Source organism: Streptomyces coryli (assembly GCF_011044975.1).
GTDB classification, from domain to species: Bacteria; Actinomycetota; Actinomycetes; order Streptomycetales; family Streptomycetaceae; genus Streptomyces; species Streptomyces coryli.
The window spans coordinates 1-22,192 of sequence record NZ_JAAKZV010000130.1; the positions used below are offsets into that span (position 1 = coordinate 1).

Annotated in this window: 16 protein-coding genes and 1 rRNA gene; 10 read left to right on the top strand and 7 right to left on the bottom strand. The window is 72.1% G+C overall.

The annotated features are described in order from the left end of the window. The 5 genes from G5C51_RS25265 to G5C51_RS25285 form a co-directional block, all read right to left on the bottom strand. A partial coding sequence (locus G5C51_RS25265; RefSeq protein ID WP_338118301.1) for an SCO5717 family growth-regulating ATPase occupies positions 1–1,712 on the bottom strand: 1,712 nt, incomplete at its 3' end. Between the two features lie 220 nt (positions 1,713–1,932). Continuing rightward, entirely contained in the window at positions 1,933–4,026 is a 2,094-nt protein-coding gene (locus G5C51_RS25270; RefSeq protein ID WP_165240505.1) for a serine/threonine-protein kinase, read from the bottom strand. 26 nt (positions 4,027–4,052) lie between these two features. After that, positions 4,053–6,179 (bottom strand): protein kinase domain-containing protein, encoded by a 2,127-nt coding sequence (locus G5C51_RS25275; protein WP_165240506.1) that lies wholly within the window; start codon positions 6,177–6,179, stop codon positions 4,053–4,055. A gap of 3 nt (positions 6,180–6,182) precedes the next feature. Further along, entirely contained in the window at positions 6,183–8,267 is a 2,085-nt protein-coding gene (locus G5C51_RS25280; RefSeq protein ID WP_165240507.1) for an outer membrane protein assembly factor BamB family protein, read from the bottom strand. A 27-nt stretch (positions 8,268–8,294) separates the two neighbouring features. Continuing rightward, the gene (locus G5C51_RS25285) at positions 8,295–10,559 is read right to left on the bottom strand and encodes an outer membrane protein assembly factor BamB family protein (RefSeq protein ID WP_165240508.1); all 2,265 of its coding nucleotides are present in this window, start codon (positions 10,557–10,559) and stop codon (positions 8,295–8,297) included. Between the two features lie 257 nt (positions 10,560–10,816). Between G5C51_RS25285 and rpsO the strand changes: the two genes are divergently transcribed. The 7 genes from rpsO (at position 10,817) to G5C51_RS25320 (ending at position 17,760) form a co-directional block, all read left to right on the top strand. Beyond that, on the top strand, positions 10,817–11,104 hold the full coding sequence (gene rpsO / locus G5C51_RS25290) for a 30S ribosomal protein S15 (RefSeq protein WP_165240509.1): 288 nt from the start codon (positions 10,817–10,819) through the stop codon (positions 11,102–11,104). A gap of 420 nt (positions 11,105–11,524) precedes the next feature. Then, positions 11,525–13,744, top strand: coding sequence for a polyribonucleotide nucleotidyltransferase (locus G5C51_RS25295; RefSeq protein ID WP_165240510.1), 2,220 nt, complete (start codon positions 11,525–11,527; stop codon positions 13,742–13,744). Then, positions 13,734–15,128, top strand: a complete 1,395-nt coding sequence (locus G5C51_RS25300) for an insulinase family protein (protein ID WP_165240511.1) — start codon at positions 13,734–13,736, stop codon at positions 15,126–15,128. Before G5C51_RS25295 ends, G5C51_RS25300 begins: the two co-directional genes overlap by 11 nt. Positions 15,129–15,256: 128 nt before the next feature. Beyond that, the gene (dapB, locus tag G5C51_RS25305) at positions 15,257–16,015 is read left to right on the top strand and encodes a 4-hydroxy-tetrahydrodipicolinate reductase (protein ID WP_165240512.1); all 759 of its coding nucleotides are present in this window, start codon (positions 15,257–15,259) and stop codon (positions 16,013–16,015) included. Further along, a complete protein-coding gene (locus G5C51_RS25310) occupies positions 16,015–16,455 on the top strand; it encodes a tetratricopeptide repeat protein (RefSeq protein WP_165240513.1) in 441 nt (146 codons plus the stop codon). Before dapB ends, G5C51_RS25310 begins: the two co-directional genes overlap by 1 nt. Positions 16,456–16,480: 25 nt before the next feature. Further along, positions 16,481–17,278, top strand: a complete 798-nt coding sequence (locus G5C51_RS25315) for a thymidylate synthase (protein WP_165240514.1) — start codon at positions 16,481–16,483, stop codon at positions 17,276–17,278. Further along, the gene (locus G5C51_RS25320; protein ID WP_165240515.1) at positions 17,275–17,760 is read left to right on the top strand and encodes a dihydrofolate reductase; all 486 of its coding nucleotides are present in this window, start codon (positions 17,275–17,277) and stop codon (positions 17,758–17,760) included. The genes G5C51_RS25315 and G5C51_RS25320 overlap by 4 nt, the downstream gene beginning before the upstream one ends. Positions 17,761–17,763: 3 nt before the next feature. Here G5C51_RS25320 and G5C51_RS25325 read toward each other — a convergent pair whose 3' ends face one another. Beyond that, on the bottom strand, positions 17,764–18,324 hold the full coding sequence (locus G5C51_RS25325; protein ID WP_165240516.1) for a hypothetical protein: 561 nt from the start codon (positions 18,322–18,324) through the stop codon (positions 17,764–17,766). A 119-nt stretch (positions 18,325–18,443) separates the two neighbouring features. Continuing rightward, positions 18,444–18,686, bottom strand: a complete 243-nt coding sequence (locus tag G5C51_RS25330; protein ID WP_165240517.1) for a hypothetical protein — start codon at positions 18,684–18,686, stop codon at positions 18,444–18,446. A gap of 345 nt (positions 18,687–19,031) precedes the next feature. Here G5C51_RS25330 and dapA point away from each other — a divergent pair, with 345 nt between their 5' ends. The 3 genes from dapA to G5C51_RS25345 all read left to right on the top strand — a co-directional run. After that, positions 19,032–19,931, top strand: coding sequence for a 4-hydroxy-tetrahydrodipicolinate synthase (gene dapA, locus G5C51_RS25335; RefSeq protein ID WP_165240518.1), 900 nt, complete (start codon positions 19,032–19,034; stop codon positions 19,929–19,931). A 57-nt stretch (positions 19,932–19,988) separates the two neighbouring features. After that, the gene (locus tag G5C51_RS25340) at positions 19,989–21,674 is read left to right on the top strand and encodes a ribonuclease J (RefSeq protein WP_165240519.1); all 1,686 of its coding nucleotides are present in this window, start codon (positions 19,989–19,991) and stop codon (positions 21,672–21,674) included. 393 nt (positions 21,675–22,067) lie between these two features. Then, positions 22,068–22,192 (top strand): 16S ribosomal RNA (locus tag G5C51_RS25345); the annotation flags it as partial.

The following is a 22,192-nucleotide window of genomic DNA, read 5'->3' on the forward strand; positions in this document are numbered from 1 at the left end:
GCGGCGGGGGACGGGGGTTGGGCCGATCCGGCTCCGGCGCCTGCCCCGGGACCGGGGAACGGACCTGAGCTGCTCGACTGATCCGGGGCACCGGACCCCGGGAACGGGCCTGCGTTGCCCGACTGATCCGCGGAACCGGACCCCGGGGACTGGTCACCGTTGCCCGAAGGCCCTGGCGCTCCGGGCGGCGGAGACAGCGGCGGCGCGGATGGGGGCGCGGGTGGCGCGGTGGGCGGCGTCCACGGGGGCGACGAGGGCCCGGCGGGAGCCGGAGGCTGCTCCGAGCGCGGCTCGGGCGGCGACTGCGGCGCGGTGGGCGACTGCCACGGCGTGCCCGAAGCCGGGAACTGCGGCGGCAGCGGCGGCAGTCCGGACTCCTGCGCAGGCGCGGGGGAGGGCGTGTGCCAGGGCGTGCCGCCGCCCTCAGCGGCGTCGTACGGGGTGCCACCGCCGGCCGGGGGCGTGTCCTGGACATCGAGCGACGGCACCGCGTCGGCGGGCTCGTCGACGGCGTACGAGCTGGGGACGGCGTCGTTCACCTCGAGCGCGGCCATGCTGTCGCGGGGATCGGCGGAGGCGGGCGCGTCGTCGTCCGTGGTGGCGGCGTCCGCCGCCCGCGCGCGCTCCTCGGACTCGGCGATCTGATTACGAAGCGCGGCAGGCGAGAAGCGCATGGTCGCGGGACTCACCAGCCCGCCGGGGATGTCTTCGTCGTCTTCGTCGTCCTCGTCGGCCGCGGACACGTCGCCTACGGCGCCGAGGGCCGGATCGGCTTCGTCGTCGACGGCGGCGATGTCATGAGCAGCATCGGTGTCGGCCTCGGCGTCCGCGTCCTCCGAGCCGGCAGTCGTGCCCAGGCCGGCGGGCAGGGTGCCACTGAGCAACATCGTGCCCATCTCGGCCGGACGGTCGTCGTCCGTGTCCCCGCCGCCGTCACCGACCTCGTCGTCCGCGGCAGCCGACAACGTGGCCTCCACGTCATCCGTACCGGCACCGGCATCGGCATCAGCGTCGTCGACCGCATCCGCATCCGTCGCCGCAGCGCTGTCCGCACCGGCATCGTCGTCAGCGTCCCCGTCGTCCGCTTCTACGTGGCCGTCCGTATCCACGCGGTCGTCGGCATCCGAGCTCGCGTCATCGTCCGCATCCGCGTCGCTGTCCGTCCCGAACTCCGCGACGGGCTCCGCGACGGACTCTGCGTCAGACTCCGCGTCCGAGTCGCTCGCATCCGCGCCTTCGTCGTCCGCCTCGTCCTCCTCGACCAGGTCACGCAGCACCGCGCGCCCGATGAAGGACTCCTCTTCCGCAGACTCCGCAGCTTCCGCGGACTCGTCCGACTCCTCCGACTCCGCCCCCCGCTGCTCCGGCAGCGACGCAGGCGGCGCCGGCGGCCCATCGAAGCTCAGCCCCGGCGGCGGCGGTGCCGCAGTGAAGCCATTCGGCAGCGGCGGCATACCGGCCGGGGAATCGCTCGCCAGCGGCGGGACCCCAGCCGCGGCCTCCGGCGCCTGCGGCGGCATCGCGGGAGCGGGCTCGCTCGGGAGCGGCGGCAGCGCGGCGGAAGGCTCGACGCCGGAGGCGTCATCGCGTGTGTACCAGGCGGCAGGCGTGTAATCGATGCTGAAGTCGCCCGAGTGGGTGGCCTCCCGCTCCGACTGCTCCTCGTCGGGGCTGGTCCGGCCCACGCCGATCTGGTCCCGATCGCTGTTCACTGTGCCTCCCGTTTCGCGAGCCGATCCGCCCGGCGATCGCATTCAGTTCCGCGCCCTGCGCACGCACCTCAGAAACCGTCAGGCTCTCCAGCGGTGCCACGCGCGCGTAACTCACCCTAATCGCCCAAAGGAGGGCGCCGACAGGGTGGGCCTCACAGGGACACCGCTGACGCAGACGATCGTCGCCCGCCCGTCGGTTCTCCCGCCCTTCGGGGGCAGGTCAGAACACCGGCATCACGGTCAGCTGCCCGCTGTAGATCAGGAAGACCCGGTTCCCGGCGGCGGTCAGCGTCCAGTCCCCGGACTCCTGCTGCGAGCGCATGGTGGACCACGCCTCGGTGCCGCCTTTGCTGGCGTCGAGCACGTAGAGCTGGGAGGGCTCCGCCGGGATCTTCGCCGACGGCACCCACACCGAGTCCCCCTGGACCGCGGGCGGCGCGTACAGGATCCCGCGCGAGGCCCCGGCCTCCCAGGTGGCGTCGCCGGCGCCGGTCGCGCCGTTCGTGATGCTGACGGCGTGCAGAGCCGAGTCGTTCATGGCGTACAGGGTCGAGCCGCGGAGCGCCGGCGCGCCCCAGATGTACTCGCCCCGCGCCGGATGGGACCACCGCCGGCTGCCGTCCTTCAGCCGGAAGGCCGCGAGGGTGTCACCGCCCGCGTAGACCTCTCCGCGGCCGAGCGCCATCGGCAGGGCGTAGTTGCTCCGCTTCGGCTTCGTCCACGCCACATCCCCGTCCGCCGCACGGACCGCGGCGATACGGCCGTCGGAGCCGGCCAACAGCACGTGCCCCTGACCGGCGACGGCCCAGGTGCGCTCCTTCGCCGAGTCGGCGACCGGGGCCGGCACGGTCCACAGGATCTTGCGCGGCGACGCGAGCCGTACGGCCCGCAGTTCGCCGCCGCGGGTGAGTACATACGCCGCCTTCGCGTCGGCCGCCAGCACCCGCGCCGCGTCGGCCCGCACGCGCCACAGCGGGCGCGGGGTGCGGTCACCGAGCGCCATGAGCGTGCCGGCGGCGTCGGCGGCCAGCACCGTGGAGCCGTCGAGGGCGACCGAGCCCGCGGCCGCCGCGGCCTCAGCGGCGTGCCATACCGGCTTCCCGTCGCGAACGGCATACGCCTGCAGGCCACCGCCCTCCTTGGCCACGACGACGACGTTGTGCAGCGGCACCAGCACCGCGTTGGCCGAGACGACGCCGCCCACGGGGGACCACAGGGGCTTCGGCGCGGTGCCCTTGGCGTAGGTCTTCAGCGGGGCGGCGGCCCAGGCGGGGCGGCCGCTGCCGTCGTCCGGTTCGTCCGCCGGCTCGTCGTCCCGTAGCCACCAGACGCCCGACGCCGCCCCGGCGACCGCGACCACACCGGCCGCGCTCAGGCCGGTGAGCAGCCGCCGCCGGGACACCCCGGTCTCCTCGCCGTCCGGTCCTGGCAGCGCGGCGAGGCGCGTGGCCTCCTGCTCCCGCCTGCCGATGTCCTCGGCCAGCGGGCCGGACTTCCACAGCCGGTCCGCGCCCCGCGGCGGCGCCATCGCGGCCGCGATCTGTTCCGTCGTCGGCCGGTGCGCCGGGTCCTTGGCGAGGCAGGGCGCGATCAGCGGGTGCAGATCGGCGGGCAGTCCGTCCAGCTGCGGCTCGCCGTGCACCACCTCGTACTGCACCGCGGCCACGTGCCCGCCGGTGAACGCCGGCTTTCCGGTGGCGGCGAGGGTGAGCACGGCGCCCAGCGCGAAGACGTCCGCCGCCGGCCCCACCCGCTGCCCGAGCACCTGCTCCGGCGGCCCGTAACCCGGCGTCACCGGAACCTCCCCGGTGCTGGTGAGCGTCAGCCCGTGCTCGGGGCGGGCGATGCCGAAGTCGATGACGCGCGGGCCGCCGGAAGTCAGCACGATGTTCGGCGGCTTGATGTCGCGGTGGATCAGCCCGGCGGCGTGGATGTCGCCGAGGGTACGGGCCAGGGACGCCGCGAGCCCCCGCAGCGCGGGCCCCTCCAGCGGCCCGTAGCGCTGCACCGCGTCATGCAGCGTCGGCCCGGCGAGGAATTCGCAGGCGATCCACGGCCGTCCGCTCTCGGTGTCGGCGCCGAGCACCCGGGCGACGCCCTTGCCGCGCACCGACTGCGCGGTCTGCGCCTCGCGCACGAAGCGCCGCGCCAGGTCTGCGTGGTGGGCCAGTTCGGGGCGCAGCACCTTGATCGCGGCGGGCTTTCCGGCTTTGTCGCGGCCCAGATAGACCTTGCCCATGCCGCCCGCGCCCAGGACGCCGATGAGGCGGTACGGGCCGAGCCGCAGCGGGTCGCCGGAGCCGAGTGGGTTCATGGGCGCTGCTCCTGGTGGGTGGGTGGTCACTCGAAGGGGAGGGCGACGACGACGTCGGGGGTCGCGAGGAGCACGCAGTCGCCGGGCTCGTACGGCATCATCTTCGGGCTCTCGGCATTGCCGGGACCGCGGTACGCCCAGGCCTCACGATGCGTCTTCAGGCTGATGGCGCGGGCCCAGTGGGTGCCGCCGGTGGCGACATAGACGAGCTTCTCGCCGACCGCCGGGGCGCTCGCGAAGGCGTCCGGGCCCGCCCACTCCGCCTTGGCCTCCCACTTGAGCTCACCGGTGTCCTGGTCGACGGCGAGCAGGCCGGTGCCGCGCTCGACGCAGTAGAGGGTGCCGTCCTTCTCCTGGCACGGGCCGTAGACCCGGTCCTCCGCGGCGGCGTCCCGGACCGCCGGGCGGTCCTTGCCGAACGTCCACTCCTTCTTGCCGTCCTCGAGCCGCAGCGCGGTGAACTCGTGCAGCCCCAGGTAGAGATGGGTCTCGGTGAGCGGAAGCGCGCTCAGCCCGGCGAAGGCCTTCCGGTCCGCCTTCGGCGCCCGCCACTTCCAGAGCACCTTGCCCTTCTTGCGGTCGAGCACCGTGAGCCGGTCCTCTTCGCGCAGCACCACGTAGTGCTTGAGCAGACTGACGGTGTACGACATCGGGTTCGGTGCGTTGTACGGGTGCGACCACCGCAGCTTCCCGGTCCGCCGGTCGAACAGGGCGTAGGAGGACTCCTTGTCGCCCGGCAGCCCGGCGAACATGAGGACGTCGTGCGCGTCGATGTCCTCGATGCGCCCGCCGGAGAGCTTCTTCTTCAGCCGCAGCACCGGCTTCCCGGTCTTGCCGGTGAGCGGGTCGAAGGCGCTGATCTCGCTCTGCAGATGCTCGTAGAGCCGCTTGCCGTCGGTGCCGAGTCCCTGCACCGGGGACGAGTCGCCCGACTCCCCGCGCAGCTTGCCGGACTTGGCGTCGTAGAACTTCAGCCCGATGCCGCTGAGCAGTCCCAGATGCCGGCCCGCCGGATAGATGTTGAATCCCGAGTCGCCCTTGAAGACCTTCACCTTCCAGACCGGCTCCGGGGCGGGGTCCGGCTTCTTCTGCCCGGGTTTGCCCCCCGCCGTCGGCTCGCCGTCGTCCTCCGGCCCCAGCCAGAACCAGGCCCCGGCCGCCGCACCCGCCGCCGCCACGGTGCCGCCGGCCAGCGCCAGCACCCGGCGCCGCGACGGTCCGGCGGGGCCGGCCGCGGTTGCCGCCTCCTCGGCCGGCGCGGGCAGCCGCGGCGGCATCGGCTGCCATACGGCGGTGGCCCGGCGCAGGATGTCCGCGTGCACGGCGTCCGGGAGGTGCTCGGCGAAGCCGCCCGCGGGGGCGTCGAGCAGCTCAGCCAGCCGGCTCGTGGTGGGCCGCTGCCGCGGGTCCTTGGCAAGGCACTGCTCCAGTACGGGCCGCAGCGCCTCCGGTACGCGGCTCAGGTCCGGTTCGCCGTAGCGCACCCGGTACAGCAGATCGGCGGCCTGGCCGCTGCCGAACGGGGCCTGCCCGGTGCAGGCGAAGACCAGCACCCCGGCCAGCGCGAAGACATCCCCTGCCGGGGTGTGTTCGATGCCGGTGGCCTGCTCCGGCGACATGAACGCCGGGGTGCCGGCGGCGGTGCCGGTGCGGGTCAGCCGCTCGTCGCCCTCCGCGCGGGCGATGCCGAAGTCGATGAGCTTGGGGCCCGCGGCGGCCAGCAGGATGTTCGACGGCTTCAGGTCGCGGTGCACGACGTCGGAGCCGTGCAGCTGGGCCAGGCCGGCGCAGAGCTCGGCCCCCAGCGCGCGGACGGCGTCCTCCGGCAGCGGCCCGGTCAGCGCGACGGCCTCGTCCAGCGGCGGCCCGAGCACGTACTCCGTGGCCAGCCACGGCGTCGGCGCGAGCGGGTCCGCGTCCACCACCTCGGCGCCGTATCCGCCGATGACCCGGGCCGCGTCGGTCTCCAGCCGGAACCGGGCGCGGAACTCGGTGCGCGAGGCGATCTCGGCGTGCATGGTCTTCAGCGCGACCGTGCGGCCGCCGGCCGACCGGCCGAGGAAGACGGTGCCCATGCCGCCGCTGCCGAGCCGGGCGACCAGGCGGTACGGGCCGAGCTGCTGCGGGTCGTCGTGGGTGAGGGATGCGGGCATGGGTCAGTCCACCGGGAGCGCGTAGAGGCCGAGTTCGCTGCTGAAGAGGGCGCGGCCGGGGGCGACGCCGACCATCGTGCCGGTCTCGCCGGGCATCTCGCCGCCGTCCACGGTGGCGAAGCGCCAGCGGTGCGAGCCGTCGCGCACGTCGAAGGCCTCGAAGCCGGAGTCGACACGGTAGAGCAGGGTCTTGCGGGCGTGGCTGAGGAGCAGCACGTTCGTGGCCAGCCCGACCGGAGAGGCGATACGGGCGGCCCAACGGCGCTTGCCGGTACGGGTGTCGAAGGCGGCCGCGTAGTCGCCGTACACGCCGTGCACCACCCGGCGGCGGACGTCGGGTGCGCCGAGGGTGATGACGGACTTGAGCGGCCGGGTCCACAGCTTCCGGCCGGTGCGCAGCTCGAAGGCCACCATCTTGTCGTTCTCCTTCTGCGGGCTGATGAGCACGCCGTCCGGGGTGGTGAAGCTCTCCGGGCCCAGGTATTCCGGCATGTCCTTGACCGGGAAGACGCGGTGCCACAGCTTCTTGCCGGTGCGCGGGTCGAGGGCGAGGTAGCCGAACTCGCCGGCGCCGTCCGCCTGGGAGGGGATGAGCAGGGTCTTGCCCCGCAGCTTCGAGATGGTGCCGTCGCCCTCGCCGTCGCCCTCGTCGGGGGAGAGGATGGCGCCGTAGCCCTTGGGGAGCTTCTCGACCCACAGCTCGCGGCGCTTGACGGTGTCGTACGCGACGACGGCGTGCTGGTCGGCGCCGCCGGAGCCCTCGCCGACGGTGGCCATGAACCACAGCGTGCTGCCCGCGCCCGCTATGGCGTACTTGAACCGTGTCCTGCCCTCGATGCCGTACTCGGTGAGCTGGAATTTGCGCTTGGCGGTGCGCGGGTCGACGAAGACGAGCTCGCCCAGGTCATCGGTCATCATCAGCTTCCCGACGACCGTGGGCCGGGCGCCGACGCTCATGTCCTCGCGCGCCCACAGCTTCTTGCCGGTGCGGATGTCGACGCCGATGGTCCCGATGTCGGCGCTGAGCACCGCGATGTTCTCTCCCACCACGTAGGCGCCGCTCAGCCTGCCGCCGTCCAGTCCGTAGTGCCAGAGCGGCCTCGGTGGCGCGCCGGGGGCCGCGGTGGTGCGGTGGACCTTCGGCTCCTTCTCGGTCGCCTTCAGCCAGGCCGTGACTCCGCCGCCGCCCACGGCGAGACCGGCGGCGCCGAAGGCGAGCCCGGTCAGCAGCGCCCGGCGGGAGGGCGGTATCCGGCCGGGTACGGCGGTGTCGGGCGGCTGCCCGGGAGGCGCAGGGCGATCCGGGACCGCCGTCGCGAACTCCGGGCCCAACTGCCCGGCCAGGGCCTGATCCACGGGCGCCGGCCAGCCCGACGCGCCCTGGGTGTGCCGGCGCAGCTCCGCCACGAGCGCATCGGCCTGCGGCACCGCCTCCGGTCGCGCGGCCAGGATCGGCGTGAGCACGTCGTGCAGCGGCTGGGGGAGGGCGTCGCCCGGAGACTCGGTGCCGGACGCGGCGTAGCAGAGCACCGCGGCGAGCGCCCGCACGTCATCCAGCGGTGTCGGCGCCGCCGCGCCGGGCTGCGCGGCGCGGGTGAAGCCGTAGCCGACCAGCCGCGGCCCGGACGGCGTCAGCAGCACCGAGCCGGGGGAGATGCCCGCGTGCACCAGCCCCAGTGCGTGCGCCGCGAGCATGGACTCGGCGAGCGCGAGCCCGAGGGCGAGCACACACGCCACCGGCAGCGGCCCGCCGTTGACCGCCAGCGCCCCGGGCAGCGGCAGCGCCGGGGCGCAGTCGTAGGCCACCCAGGCCGCGCCCGAATCCGGAGGCGCGATCGCGGCGACCGGCGCGGGGCACGGGCCCGGCAGCCGGGCGGCGTTACGGGCCTCGGCCCACAGCCGCATCCGGAACCCGGGATCGGCCGCGAGCCGCTCGGGCGGCAGCACCACCACCGCGGCCCGGCCGGAGTGCTGATCCCGGGCGAGGACGCAGCGCGGGCCGGATTCCGCGGCGGGCGCGGAGCCGAGCTCGGCCACTATTCGGTACGGGCCGGCCGTCTCCTGCCCGGTGCCGGACAGCGTGGGCATGGTTCTCCTCCCCGGGTGCGCCGGTGGTCAGGTCAAGGGCAGTGCGTACAGCCGGCGGCCGCTGCTGACGAGGGCCAGGTCGCTGACGACGGTCACCAGGCGGCGCGGCGGCTTCTTCGACGGGCGGCGGACCGTGTCGGTAAAGCGCCACATCAACTTGCCGCCGTCGGCCTCGAAGGCCAGCACCTGGCTGCGGTCCGCCGCGAGCACCGCCCCTGCGGACCGGGCGAGCACCGGCCGCGGCGGCGTGACCTGCATGTCCTCGGTGACGGACACCGCCGACGGCTGCTTCCACTCCAGCCGGCCGGAGCGAAGGCCGACGGCGTGCAGAACGCGGCCGCGGTTGAGCGCGTAGACAAGGCCGCCCGCAATGCACGGCGGCCCGAACGGGGCATCCTCCTCCAGCCACTTCTTCCCGGCCAGCTCCCACAGTCGCTCGGCGTCCGCGTCCGTGTCGTACGCCCGGAGTCTGCTGCCCGCCGCGGCCACCAGCGTTCGCCCCGACGAGGAATCCGCCCAGTGGGCGGCCGCCATCCCGGCCAGCTCCTCGGACCACATCTGTGTGCCGTCGCCGAAGCCGAGCGCGGTGAGCGTGGCCGGCTCCTTCGCGGCGGGCTTCGTGCCGGTGTCGGGGAGCACCACGAGCACATCCCCGAGGAGGCGGGCACCCGCCGCCGGGCCGGGCAGCGGGGTGCGCCACAGCTCGCGGCCGCTCTCGATGTCGTAAGCGACGGCCGTGTGCTTCCCGCCGTCCTCGACCGTGAAGCAGGCGCTGCTGCCGCGCAGCGCCAGCAGCGTGCCGTACGGAGCGCTGCCGCCGCGCCGGTGCTTCGCCGCCCGCCAGGCGACCTTGCCGTCGGACAGGTCGAGCACGGCCGGCTCGGCCCCGGCGACGAGCGCGCGCCCGCGCCCGTCCGGGAGCGCGGCGGCCCGCGGGCGCAGGCCGTCGCTGCGCCACGCCTCCTCGCCGGTACGGGCGTCGAGCCCGGTCACCCCGGCCCTCGTCACGACCGCGACGGTCCGGTCATCCCCGGGCAGTACGGGCCCCAGCGCCCCGGAGCCCGCCATCGATTGGTGCCAGCGCGGCGCGGGCGCCATGCCGGGCGGTGTCTTCTTACGCGCCGAGGTCTTCTCCGCGAGCCGCTCCGCCAGGGTCGGGCCCGGCGGCGGGTCCTCCTTGGTCACCGCCCAGGCCCCGGCACCTCCGGCCACCAGGCCCGCGGTCCCGCCGGCGAGCCCGGCGATCAGCGCCCGCCGGGACGGCTTGGCGCCCGCAGTGGCCACGACCGTCCCGGCCGCCGCGCGGGACGCGGTCTCCGGACCCGGCCCCGCCACCGGTACGGGCGTGAAGTCGGGCACGCCATCGACCCCGGCCGCCAGTACCGCCATGGCCTGCCCGGCCAGCGAGGCGCTGACCCGGCGCGGCAGCCAGCCCGGGGCGAGCAGCCCGGCCGCGCCGAAGCTGCCGGGATCCGCGACGGTCGCCGGGGCATGCGCCGGCGACTGCGGCCGCGGCGCCGCCCTGAGCAGCTCGGACAGCAGCGCCTCGGCGGTGGGCCGCTCGGCCGGGTCCGTACGAAGGCAGCGCTCGACCGGCGCGCGCAGCCGGTCCGGGAGCGCCGCGGGGCCGCCGCCGAGCCGGCCCGCTGCGGCGTAGCAGAGCACGGCCCCCAGCGCATAGATGTCACCCAGCGGCCGTGGCCGCCCGCCCGCCGCCTGCTCCGGCGGCAGGAACTCCGCCGGGAGCCCGGCCAGCTCCGTACGGGGCGCACCGTCGGGACCGCCCACCCCGACCGCGCCGAAGCCGGCCAGCACCGGCCCCTCGCCGGACAGCAGCACCGCCGCGGGCGTCAGGCCGCCGAAGGCGTTCCCGGTCGCATGCAGACCGCCGAGCGCCTCCGCCAGCGCGGCAGCGAGCGCGCAGACGGTGAGCTCGGGGAGCCCGCCGCCCTGGGCGGCAACGGCGGCCGGGAGCGGGTGCACGGGGGCGTACGGGGACGCCCACCACTGCCGCGGTTCTCCCGGCGCGGCCAGCTCCGTGACCGGCGCCATCCGCAGCCCCGGAATGCCCCCCAGCCGCTGCGCCTGCTCGGCCGCCGCCCGGAACCGGAGCGCCCGGTCCGGTGCGGGCTCGGACGCATCGGCAAAGATGACGACGGTCCGCTCGCCGCCCGTGCTGTGGGCGATGAAGCGGACCTGTGGCGCCGGGATCTCACTGCCCTCGGCATCCAGCCGTCCCACGGGCCGGTACGGGCCGAAATGCTGCGGATCGTCTGCGCGCAGCGGCTGCATACACCCCCCTCTGGTCCCCCCTGGCAACAGCCGCATCAGCGTACCCATTTGGCCGCCGCACGCGAGGAAAAGGGGGCCGACCTGGCGGGCAGGGCGCGCGCCGGGCCCGCCCCGACGGTCCGGAGCAGGGGCCGGGACCCTGGTCTGAGCCCCCTCTCCCCCCTGGTAGCCTGGAGTGTCGCTTCCCGAGTAGTCGGAGATTCCCCTGTGACGCAGACCAGGGGCGCTCGCGAGGCACGGACACCCAAGGAGTAGGCATGTCGCTCGACACCGCCACGAAGAAGAAGATCATGGACGAGTTCGCCACCAAGGAGGGCGACACCGGCTCCCCCGAGGTTCAGGTGGCGCTGCTCTCGCGTCGCATCTCGGACCTGACCGAGCACCTGAAGACCCACAAGCACGACCACCACTCGCGTCGTGGCCTGCTGCTGCTGGTCGGCCAGCGTCGCCGGCTGCTGCAGTACCTGGCCAAGAAGGACATCCAGCGCTTCCGTGCGCTGCGCGAGCGCCTCGGCATCCGTGCCGGTGCGGCGGGCGGCCGATAAGGCTCCGATGAGGGGAGCGGTTCCCAGACTCTGGGGCCGCTCCTTTCGCGTATCCGGGCAGCGCCTTTGCGTGTGTCCGGCAGCGCGTCCGGCCAGCTCAGAGCGCCGACGTCGTAACGGCGGCCAAAGCTTTGTAGGCTGGCAGCAGCGAAACCATATGAATACGGGGAGCAACCACGCCCCGCAGCCCGCATCCGTGCCGGCGGCCACCAGCGCCGGTCCTCGGTAGTGGCCCCCGGGATCATCCCGGAGGCTTCGATCGAAGACCGGCCCGGCAGCCGAAGCACTGGACCGCGGGACCGGCGGGAACGCGGATGCTCCTCCGCCGACACCGCACGTACACACACGTGCGGCATGTACGCACTGACGTATCGCCTCCGGCCACACGGGCGCGGAGGCGCAGACGAGGAGATATCCCTAGTGGAGAACGAGACCCACTACGCCGAGGCCGTCATCGACAACGGTTCCTTCGGCACCCGCACCATCCGCTTCGAGACGGGCCGCCTCGCCAAGCAGGCCGCCGGCTCCGCCGTGGCGTACCTGGACGACGAGACGATGGTGCTTTCCGCCACCACCGCCTCGAAGAACCCCAAGGAAAACCTCGACTTCTTCCCGCTGACGGTGGATGTCGAGGAGCGGATGTACGCCATCGGCAAGATCCCCGGCTCCTTCTTCCGCCGGGAGGGCCGCCCGAGTGAGGACGCGATCCTCACCTGCCGCCTGATCGACCGGCCGCTGCGCCCCACCTTCAAGAAGGGGCTGCGCAACGAGGTCCAGATCGTCGAGACCATCGAGGCCCTGAACCCCGACCACCTCTACGACGTGGTCGCCATCAACGCCGCCTCCTGCTCCACGCAGCTGTCCGGCCTGCCCTTCTCCGGCCCGATCGGCGGCACCCGCGTCGCGCTGATCAACGGCCAGTGGGTCGCCTTCCCGACCCACACCGAGCTCGAGGACGCCGTCTTCGACATGGTCGTGGCCGGCCGCGTGATCGAGGACGGCGACGTCGCGATCATGATGGTCGAGGCCGAGGCCACCGACAAGACGGTCGAGCTCGTCAAGGGCGGCGCCACCGCGCCGACCGAGGAGGTCGTCGCCGCCGGTCTCGAGGCCGCCAAGCCCTTCATCAAGGTGCTGTGCAAGGCCCAGGCCGACCTGGCCGCCAAGGCCGCCAAGCCGATCGCCGACTTCCCGGTCTTCCTCGACTACGAGGACGACGTCCTGGAGGCGCTCACCGCCGCCGTGCGCGACGAGCTCGCCCAGGCGCTGACGATCGCCGGCAAGCAGGAGCGCGAGGCCGAGCTGGACCGCGTGAAGGCGACCGCCGCCGAGAAGCTGCTGCCGCAGTTCGAGGGCCGCGAGAAGGAGATCTCCGCCGCCTACCGGTCCCTGACCAAGTCGCTCGTCCGCGAGCGCGTCATCAAGGACAAGGTCCGCATCGACGGCCGCGGCGTTACGGACATCCGTACCCTCGCCGCCGAGGTCGAGGCGATCCCGCGGGTGCACGGCTCGGCGCTCTTCGAGCGCGGCGAGACCCAGATCCTGGGCGTCACCACGCTGAACATGCTGCGCATGGAGCAGCAGCTGGACACCCTCAACCCGGTGACCCGCAAGCGCTACATGCACAACTACATCTTCCCGCCGTACTCCACCGGCGAGACCGGCCGCGTCGGCACCCCGAAGCGCCGCGAGATCGGCCACGGCGCGCTCGCCGAGCGCGCGATCGTGCCGGTGCTGCCGACGCGCGAGGAGTTCCCGTACGCGATCCGCCAGGTGTCCGAGGCGCTCGGCTCCAACGGGTCCACCTCGATGGGCTCCGTCTGCGCCTCGACGATGTCGCTGCTGAACGCCGGTGTGCCGCTGAAGGCCCCGGTCGCCGGCATCGCCATGGGTCTGATCTCGCAGGAGATCGACGGCGAGACGCACTACGTGACGCTGACCGACATCCTCGGCGCCGAGGACGCCTTCGGCGACATGGACTTCAAGGTCGCCGGCACCAAGGAGTTCGTCACCGCCCTGCAGCTCGACACCAAGCTGGACGGCATCCCGGCCTCCGTGCTGGCCGCGGCCCTCAAGCAGGCCCGCGACGCCCGCCTGCACATCCTCGACGTGATGATGGAGGCCATCGACCAGCCGGACGAGATGTCCCCGAACGCCCCGCGGATCATCACCGTCAAGATCCCGGTGGACAAGATCGGTGAGGTCATCGGCCCCAAGGGCAAGATGATCAACCAGATCCAGGAGGACACCGGCGCCGACATCACCATCGAGGACGACGGCACCATCTACATCGGCGCCGTCGACGGCCCGTCCGCCGAGGCCGCCCGTACGACCATCAACAGCATCGCGAACCCGACGATGCCCGAGGTCGGCGAGCGCTACCTGGGCACGGTCGTGAAGACGACCACCTTCGGCGCCTTCGTCTCGCTGATGCCCGGCAAGGACGGTCTGCTGCACATCTCGCAGATCCGTAAGCTCGCCGGCGGCAAGCGGGTGGAGAACGTCGAGGACGTCACCCCGGTCGGGACCAAGGTCCAGGTCGAGATCGCCGAGATCGACCAGCGCGGCAAGCTGTCGCTGATCCCCGTCATCGAGGGCGAGGACGGCGAGGACAAGGACGCCGACAAGAGTGACGCGTAAGGCTCACATCACGGCCCGCCCCTCTTCCTCCGGGAACGAGGGGCGGGCCGTGCCCCGTCAGCGCACCCGCACCGTGCTGAAGGGCACGGCGGAGGGCATCGGCACGGTCCGTAAGACCACCCTCCCCGGCGGCCTGCGCATCATCACCGAGACGCTGCCGACGGTGCGCTCCGCGACCTTCGGCATCTGGGCACACGTCGGCTCGCGCGACGAGACGCCGTCGCTCAACGGCGCCACCCACTACCTGGAGCACCTCCTCTTCAAGGGCACCAAGCGACGCAGCGCCCTCGACATCTCCGCCCCGATCGACGCGGTCGGCGGCGAGATGAACGCCTTCACGGCGAAGGAGTACACCTGCTACTACGCGCGGGTGCTCGACACCGATCTGCCGCTGGCGATCGACGTCGTCTGCGACATGCTCACGGGCTCGCTGATCCGCGCCGAGGACGTCGACGCCGAGCGCGGCGTCATCCTCGAAGAGATCGCGATGACCGAGGACGACCCGGGCGACTGCGTCCACGACCTCTTCGCGCACACCCTGCTCGGCGATACGGCCCTGGGCCGGCCGGTGCTGGGTTCGGTCGAGACGGTCGAGGGCCTGACGCGCGACCGCATCGCGCGCTTCTACCGGCGGCATTACGACCCGACGCACCTGGTCGTGGCCGCGGCGGGGAACGTCGACCACGCGAAGGTCGTCCGCCAGGTGCGGGCGGCCTTCGAGTCGGCCGGCGCGCTCGGCCGCGCGGACGCGCTTCCGGTCGGGCCGCGGGCGGGCCACCAGGCGATCCGTACCGCCGGCCGCATGGAGGTCCTCGACCGCAGGACCGAGCAGGCGCACGTGATCCTGGGCATGCCCGGGGTGAGCCGGCACGACGAGCGCCGGTGGGCGCTGAGCGTGCTGTCGGCGGCGCTCGGCGGCGGCATGTCATCGCGCCTCTTCCAGGAGGTCCGGGAGAAGCGCGGCCTGGCGTACAGCGTGTACTCGTACGCCTCCGGCTTCGCCGACTGCGGCCTCTTCGGGATCTACGCGGGCTGCCGCCCGGGCCAGGTGCAGGACGTCCTGAAACTCTGCCGCGCCGAACTCGACCAGGTCGCGGCCCACGGCCTGACCGACGACGAGGTACGCCGCGCGATCGGCCAGCTGTCCGGCGCGACCGTGCTCGGCCTCGAGGACACCGGCGCGATCATGCACCGCATCGGCAAGAGCGAGCTGTGCTGGGGCGAACAGCTGTCGGTGGACGACATGCTGGCACGCATCAGCTCGGTGACCCCGGACGACGTACGGGCGGTCGCCCGCGACGTACTGGGCCGGCGGCCTTCGCTCGCGGCGATCGGCCCGCTGGGGGACCGGCAGGCCGCGGCGATGCAGGACGCGGTGTCGTAGACGGGAGTCCCGGGGGCACCGCCCCCGGACCCCCGTACCAACGGGGCTCGGGGCCCACCCCGATTTCGGCACGGGGCGGGCTTGGGGAAGAATCCCACCGGACCCACGAAGCGAGGAAGAAGCCCACCATGACCGACACCCAACTCCGCGTAGCCGTCCTCGGCGCCAAGGGCCGTATCGGCTCCGAGGCCGCGAAGGCCGTCGAAGCCGCCGAGGACATGGACCTCGTCGCCGCCCTCGACCGCGACGACGACATCGCCGAGCTGACCAAGGCGGGCGCCCAGGTCGCGGTCGACCTGACGCACCCCGACGCGGTGATGGGCAACCTCGAGTTCTGCGTCGGCAACGGCATCCACGCCGTCGTCGGCACCACCGGCTGGACCGACGAGCGCTTCGCGCAGCTGCGCGGCTGGCTCGACAAGAGCCCGCAGACCGGCGTCCTGGTCGCGCCCAACTTCTCCATCGGCGCGGTCCTCACCATGCTCTGGTCGAAGCAGGCGGCCCGCTATTTCGAGTCCGCCGAGGTCATCGAGCGGCACCACCCGAACAAGGCCGACGCCCCCAGCGGCACCGCCACCCGCACCGCCCAGCTGATCGCCGAGGGCCGTAACGCCGCCGGACTCGGCGCCCAGCCCGACGCCACCTCCACGGCCCTGGACGGCGCCCGCGGCGCGGTCGTCGACGGCGTCCCGGTGCACGCCGTCCGCCTCCGCGGCGCCCTCGCCCACCAGGAGGTCTTCTTCGGCGGTACGGGCGAGACCCTCACCATCCGGCATGACTCGCTGCACCACAGCAGCTTCATGCAGGGCATCCTGCTGGGCGCCCGCCGGGTGGTGTCGACGCCGGGCCTGACCTACGGCCTGGAGCACTTCCTGGACCTCGGCTGATGCGCTCCAAGATCACCTACTTCGTGCTGGCCGCCGTCCTCGTCGTCTACTTCTTCCTGGCCGGCACCCGCGGCTGGATCCTGATCAGGGACGGCCGCCCGGCGACCGTCGCCTTCGGCGTGGCCGTCTGGGTGCTCCCCCTGATCGGCATCTGGTTCCTCTTCCGCACCACCCAGTTCGCCGTCAACGCCCAACGCCTGTCCCGCGAACTGGAGGCGGAGGGCGGCCTCCCGGTCGACGAGCTGAAGCGCACCCCCAGCGGCCGCATCGACCGCGACTCGGCCGACGAGGTCTTCCGCAAGCGCAAGGCCGAGACCGAAGCGGCGCCCGGCGACTGGCGCGCCTGGTTCCGGCTGGCGGTCGCGTACCACGACGCCCGGGACACGCCCCGGGCCCGTAAGGCGATGCAACAGGCGATCACCCTCCGCAAAAATCCCTGACCACCGGCCGGTAGACTCGGCGCCTGTGGCGGACACCCAGTACGAAGACCTATTGCGGCTAGTGCTCACCTCCGGAACGGCCAAGGCCGACCGGACCGGCACCGGCACCCGGAGCATCTTCGGGCACCAGCTCCGGTACGACCTCGCGCAGGGGTTCCCGCTGGTCACCACCAAAAAGGTGCACCTGAAGTCGATCGTGTACGAGCTGCTGTGGTTCCTCCGCGGCGACTCCAACGTCCGCTGGCTGCAGGAGCACGGCGTCAAGATCTGGGACGAGTGGGCCGACGCCAACGGCGACCTCGGCCCGGTCTACGGCGCCCAGTGGCGCTCCTGGCCGACCCCGGACGGCCGGCACATCGACCAGATCACCGACGTCCTCGGCACCCTGCGCAGCAATCCCGACTCCCGCCGCATGATCGTCTCCGCCTGGAACGTCGGCGAGCTGGACAAGATGGCCCTCGCGCCCTGCCACGCCTTCTTCCAGTTCTACGTCGCCGACGGCAAGCTCTCCTGCCAGCTCTACCAGCGCAGCGCGGACCTCTTCCTCGGCGTCCCGTTCAACATCGCCAGCTACGCCCTGCTCACGCACATGGTGGCGCAGCAGACCGGCCTGGAGCCGGGCGACTTCATCTGGACCGGCGGCGACTGCCACATCTACGACAACCACGTCGAGCAGGTCACCGAGCAGCTCACCCGCACCCCGTACGACTTCCCCGAGCTGCGCCTGCGGCAGGCCGACTCGCTCTTCGACTACGCGTACGCCGACGTGGAAGTGGCGGGCTATCAGCACCACCCCGCGATCAAGGCGCCGGTGGCGGTGTGAGCGTCGGGCTGATCTGGGCGCAGACCCCCGACGGCGTCATCGGCGCGGACAACGGGATTCCGTGGCGACTGCCCGAGGACATGGCGCACTTCAAGGCGACCACCCTCGGCCATCCCGTCGTGATGGGACGCAAGACCTGGGACTCGCTGCCCCCGCGCTTCCGCCCGCTGCCCGGCAGGCGCAACATCGTGGTCACCCGCGACCCGAGCTGGACGGCCGAGGGCGCAGACCGCGCCGGCTCCCTCCCCGAGGCGCTGGCCCTCGCCGCCCCTGCCGGGACATGGGTGATGGGCGGCGGGGAGATCTACCGGGCCGCCCTGCCGTACGCCACGACGCTCTCGGTCACGGAAGTCGACCTGAAGATCAGCGGCGACACATACGCCCCGGCACTGGACCCGGCGTGGCAGATGTCCGAGGACAAGGGCTGGCAGACCTCGGCGACGTCCGGGCTGCGCTTCCGCATCCGCACGTACACGAGGTAGGGCTCAGCGCAGCTCGGCCGCCCAGGCCTCGATCGTGTCGGCGGCCCGGTCGAAGGCCTCAGGCCGCCCCAGGAAGTCCGCGTTGGCCGTTGTCAGCAGCGGCCGCAGGGTCTCCGGGCGGCCCGCCCGGCGCTGGCCGGTCTGGACGACGAGGGCCTGGCCCTGCACGGTGCGCGGCAGGCCCAGATACCGCACCGGCTGCTGCACCGTGTGCACGGCCGTCACCTGGTCCCACTTCAGCGTGGTGGTGTAGAGCATCCCGACCTGCCGGATGCCCTGGGCGCTCACCCACACCCCGCAGCGCAGCAGCCGCAGCGCCGCGGTGATGAACAGCGCCCCGAAGAGCAGGCACACGAGCGCGCCGGTGAGCGAGCCGGCCATCAGCATGATGAGCGTGGCGAAGAGCAGATACGAGGCGATGAGCAGCTCGACCGCCGCCCCGAGGACCCGCCAGGGGCCGGGGCGGTACGGGCGACGCCAGTGGTCGTGATCCGCGTACGGCAGCGGGGCGTCGCCGGCCAGGTCGCCGAAGTCTCGGTCGGCCGCCATGAAGGGCAGGGGCACGGCAGGTCCTCACTCACAGTGCTTTTTGCAGGGGCTGTGCCCAGTGAGGCTAGCGACGCGGAGCGGTGGCTACCACCCCGGGGGACCAGGCGGGGGAGGGCCGTACGGGGCGCTTTGCGTCAGTCGCTCTGCGTGGCCGAGGTCTCGGAGCCCGCCGGGCTCTCGCCGGAGCCGCTCTGCAGCGCGGGGGCGCCGAAGATCAGTGAGGCCGTCAGACCGCCGACCACCAGCAGCCCGGTCAGGAAGCGCCCGGCGATCTCGCCGGGGGTGGCGCGGTACTTCGGAGGCTGGATGTCGCTGCGGAAGCGATCGGCCTCGGCTATGAAGGCGAAGGGAACGTTCTCCTGTGTACGGCCCGGCATGGGTGGGTCTGCTCCTCTAAAAGCGCAAAGGGAAAGGACGGTCACACGGGAAACGTCGGGATGAGCCGCGAAGTGCCCGTTTTTACACGTCTTCTCAGGAAATTATACGTGCGCGGGTGCCCTGCCAGGGCCAGGTGATGCCCGCCTGCGGACCCCACCCGAACAACGCTGCGAACTGTCCGGATTGCCAGATTTTGCGAAGTTCGCATACGCTGATGGCACGAACCCGGTACTGCTTGAACCCCCGAGCAGGCAGTGCCGGGTTCCCTTCGCCTGGTGTGCCGTGGTGCGTCGTGCACCACCCAAGGGCCCACTCAGCGCCCACCACCGAGTAGCGTTGGATCCATGGCTCCGACTTCCACACCGCAGACCCCCTTCGGCCGGGTGCTGACCGCGATGGTCACCCCCTTCACCGAGGACGGTGCGCTCGACCTAGACGGCGCGCAGCGGCTCGCCGCCCACCTGGTGGACGCCGGCAATGACGGCCTGATCGTCAACGGCACCACCGGCGAGTCCCCCACCACCAGCGATGCGGAGAAAGCCGAGCTGGTACGGGCCGTGGCCGAGGCGGTCGGAGACCGCGCCCACGTCGTCGCCGGAGCCTCCACGAACGACACCCGGCACTCCATCGAGCTCGCCCGCGCCGCCGAGCGCGCCGGCGCCAGCGGCCTGCTGACGGTCACGCCGTACTACAGCAAGCCGCCCCAGGAGGGCCTCTACCGCCACTTCAAGGCGATCGCCGACGCCACCGACTCCCCGGTGATGCTCTACGACATCCCGGGTCGCAGCGGCGTACCGATCAACACCGACACCATGATCCGGCTGTCGGAGCACCCCCGGATCGTCGCCAACAAGGACGCCAAGGGCGACCTCGGCCGCGCCAGCTGGGCCATCGCCCAGACCGGCCTCGCCTGGTACTCCGGCGACGACATGCTGAACCTGCCGCTGCTCAGCGTCGGCGCGGTCGGCTTCGTATCCGTGGTCGGCCATGTCGTCGCCCCCGAACTGCGCGCAATGCTTGACGCGCACCTGTCGGGCGACGCCCGCAAGGCCACCGAGATCCACCAGCAGCTGCTGCCCGTCTTCACGGGTATGTTCCGCACCCAGGGCGTGATCACCACCAAGGCCGCGCTGGGTATGCAGTCCCTGCCCGGCGGCCCGCTGCGCCTGCCGCTCGTCGAGCTCTCCGAGCCCGAGCGCGAGCTGCTCAAGCGCGACCTCGCGGCCGGCGGCGTGCATCTGTAGCGCGCCCTCAGACGTCATAACTTCATAACGAGATACCGAGATCAGACGGAGAGTCCTTTGAGCCATCCGCATCCCGAACTCGGCCCGCCGCCGACGCTCCCGGAAGGCGCCCTGCGCGTCACTCCGCTCGGCGGCCTGGGCGAGATCGGCCGTAACATGACCGTCTTCGAATACGGCGGCCGGCTGCTGATCGTCGACTGCGGCGTGCTGTTCCCCGAGGAGGAGCAGCCCGGCGTCGACCTGATCCTGCCGGACTTCACGACGCTCCAGGACCGCCTGGACGACATCGACGGCATCGTCCTCACCCACGGCCATGAGGACCACATCGGCGGAGTCCCGTATCTCCTCCGGCAGAAGAACGACATCCCGCTGATCGGCTCCAAGCTGACCCTCGCCCTGATCGAGGCCAAGCTCCAGGAACACCGCATCCGCCCGTACACGCTGCAGGTCGCCGAGGGCGACCGGGAGCGCATCGGCCCCTTCGAGTGCGAATTCGTCGCGGTCAACCACTCCATCCCCGACGCGCTCGCGGTGGCCATCCGCACGCCCGCCGGCATGGCCGTGCACACCGGCGACTTCAAGATGGACCAGCTCCCGCTGGACCGCCGCCTCACCGACCTCCCGCGGTTCGCGGAGCTCGGCAAGGAGGGCATCGATCTCCTGCTGTCCGACTCCACGAACGCCGAGGTCCCGGGCTTCGTCGCGCCGGAGCGCGACATCTCGAACGTTCTGCGCGGCGTCTTCGCCGGCGCCCAGAAGCGCATCATCGTGGCCAGCTTCGCCAGCCACGTCCACCGCATCCAGCAGATCCTCGACGCGGCACACGAATACGGCCGCCGGGTCGCCTTCGTCGGCCGCTCGATGGTCCGGAACATGGGCATCGCGCGGGACCTGGGCTATCTGAAGGTCCCGCCGGGCCTGGTCGTGGACGTAAAGACCCTCGACGACCTCCCGGACCGCGAGATCGTGCTGGTCTGCACCGGCTCCCAGGGCGAGCCCATGGCGGCCCTGTCCCGGATGGCCAACCGCGACCACCAGATCCGCATCGTCCCCGGCGACACGGTCATCCTGGCCTCGTCCCTGATCCCCGGTAACGAGAACGCGGTCTACCGGGTCATCAACGGCCTGACGAGGTGGGGCGCGAACGTCGTCCACAAGGGCAACGCGAAGGTCCACGTCTCGGGGCATGCCTCGGCGGGCGAGCTGCTGTACTTCTACAACATCTGCAAGCCGCGGAACCTGATGCCGGTCCACGGCGAATGGCGCCACCTGCGCGCGAACGCGGAACTTGGCGCCCTGACGGGCGTACCGCACGACCGCATCGTCATCGCCGAGGACGGCGTCGTGGTCGACCTCATCGAGGGCAAGGCGAAGATCGTCGGCAAGGTCCAGGCCGGATACGTGTACGTGGACGGCCTCTCGGTCGGCGACGTCACGGAGTCCTCGCTGAAGGACCGCCGCATCCTCGGCGACGAGGGCATCATCTCGGTCTTCGTGGTCGTCGACTCGACCTCGGGGAAGATCGTCGGCGGCCCGCACATCCAGTCCCGCGGCGCCGGCATCGACGACGCGGCTTTCCAGGCGGTCATCCCGAAGATCGAGGAAGCCCTCGCGAAGTCCGCGTCGGACGGCGTCGCCGAGACCCATCAGCTCCAGCAGCTGGTCCGCCGCTCGGTAGGGAAGTGGGTGTCGGACACGTACCGCCGGCGCCCGATGATCCTCCCGGTCGTCGTGGAGGTCTGAGCGGGTCCCCTGACCTGCGTGTTTGTACGTGAACGGCCGCGCCGCAGCGCCGATTTGCACTGCGGGCGGCCGTCCAGTACTTTTGCTTCACCGCCTGAACGAGCCGGGGGTCGTTGTGCCCGCAGCATCGAAGATCGGGCGGGGAAATTCGACTCTGAAGCTCTGATAGAGTCGGAGACACCGAAGGGAAAACGCCCCGAGGAAACCCGTGAGGGAATCCAGAGGAAGCGTCCGCTTCTTGAGAACTCAACAGCGTGCCAAAAGTCAACGCCAGATATGTTGATACCCCGTCTCTCTGAGACGAGGTTCCTTTGTAAAACACACAGCGAGGACGCTGTGTCCGACCGGCTTATTCCGCCGGTACGGACCGCTCTTGCGTGATGTTGATAAACATTCACGGAGAGTTTGATCCTGGCTCAGGACGAACGCTGGCGGCGTGCTTAACACATGCAAGTCGAACGATGAAGCCCTTCGGGGTGGATTAGTGGCGAACGGGTGAGTAACACGTGGGCAATCTG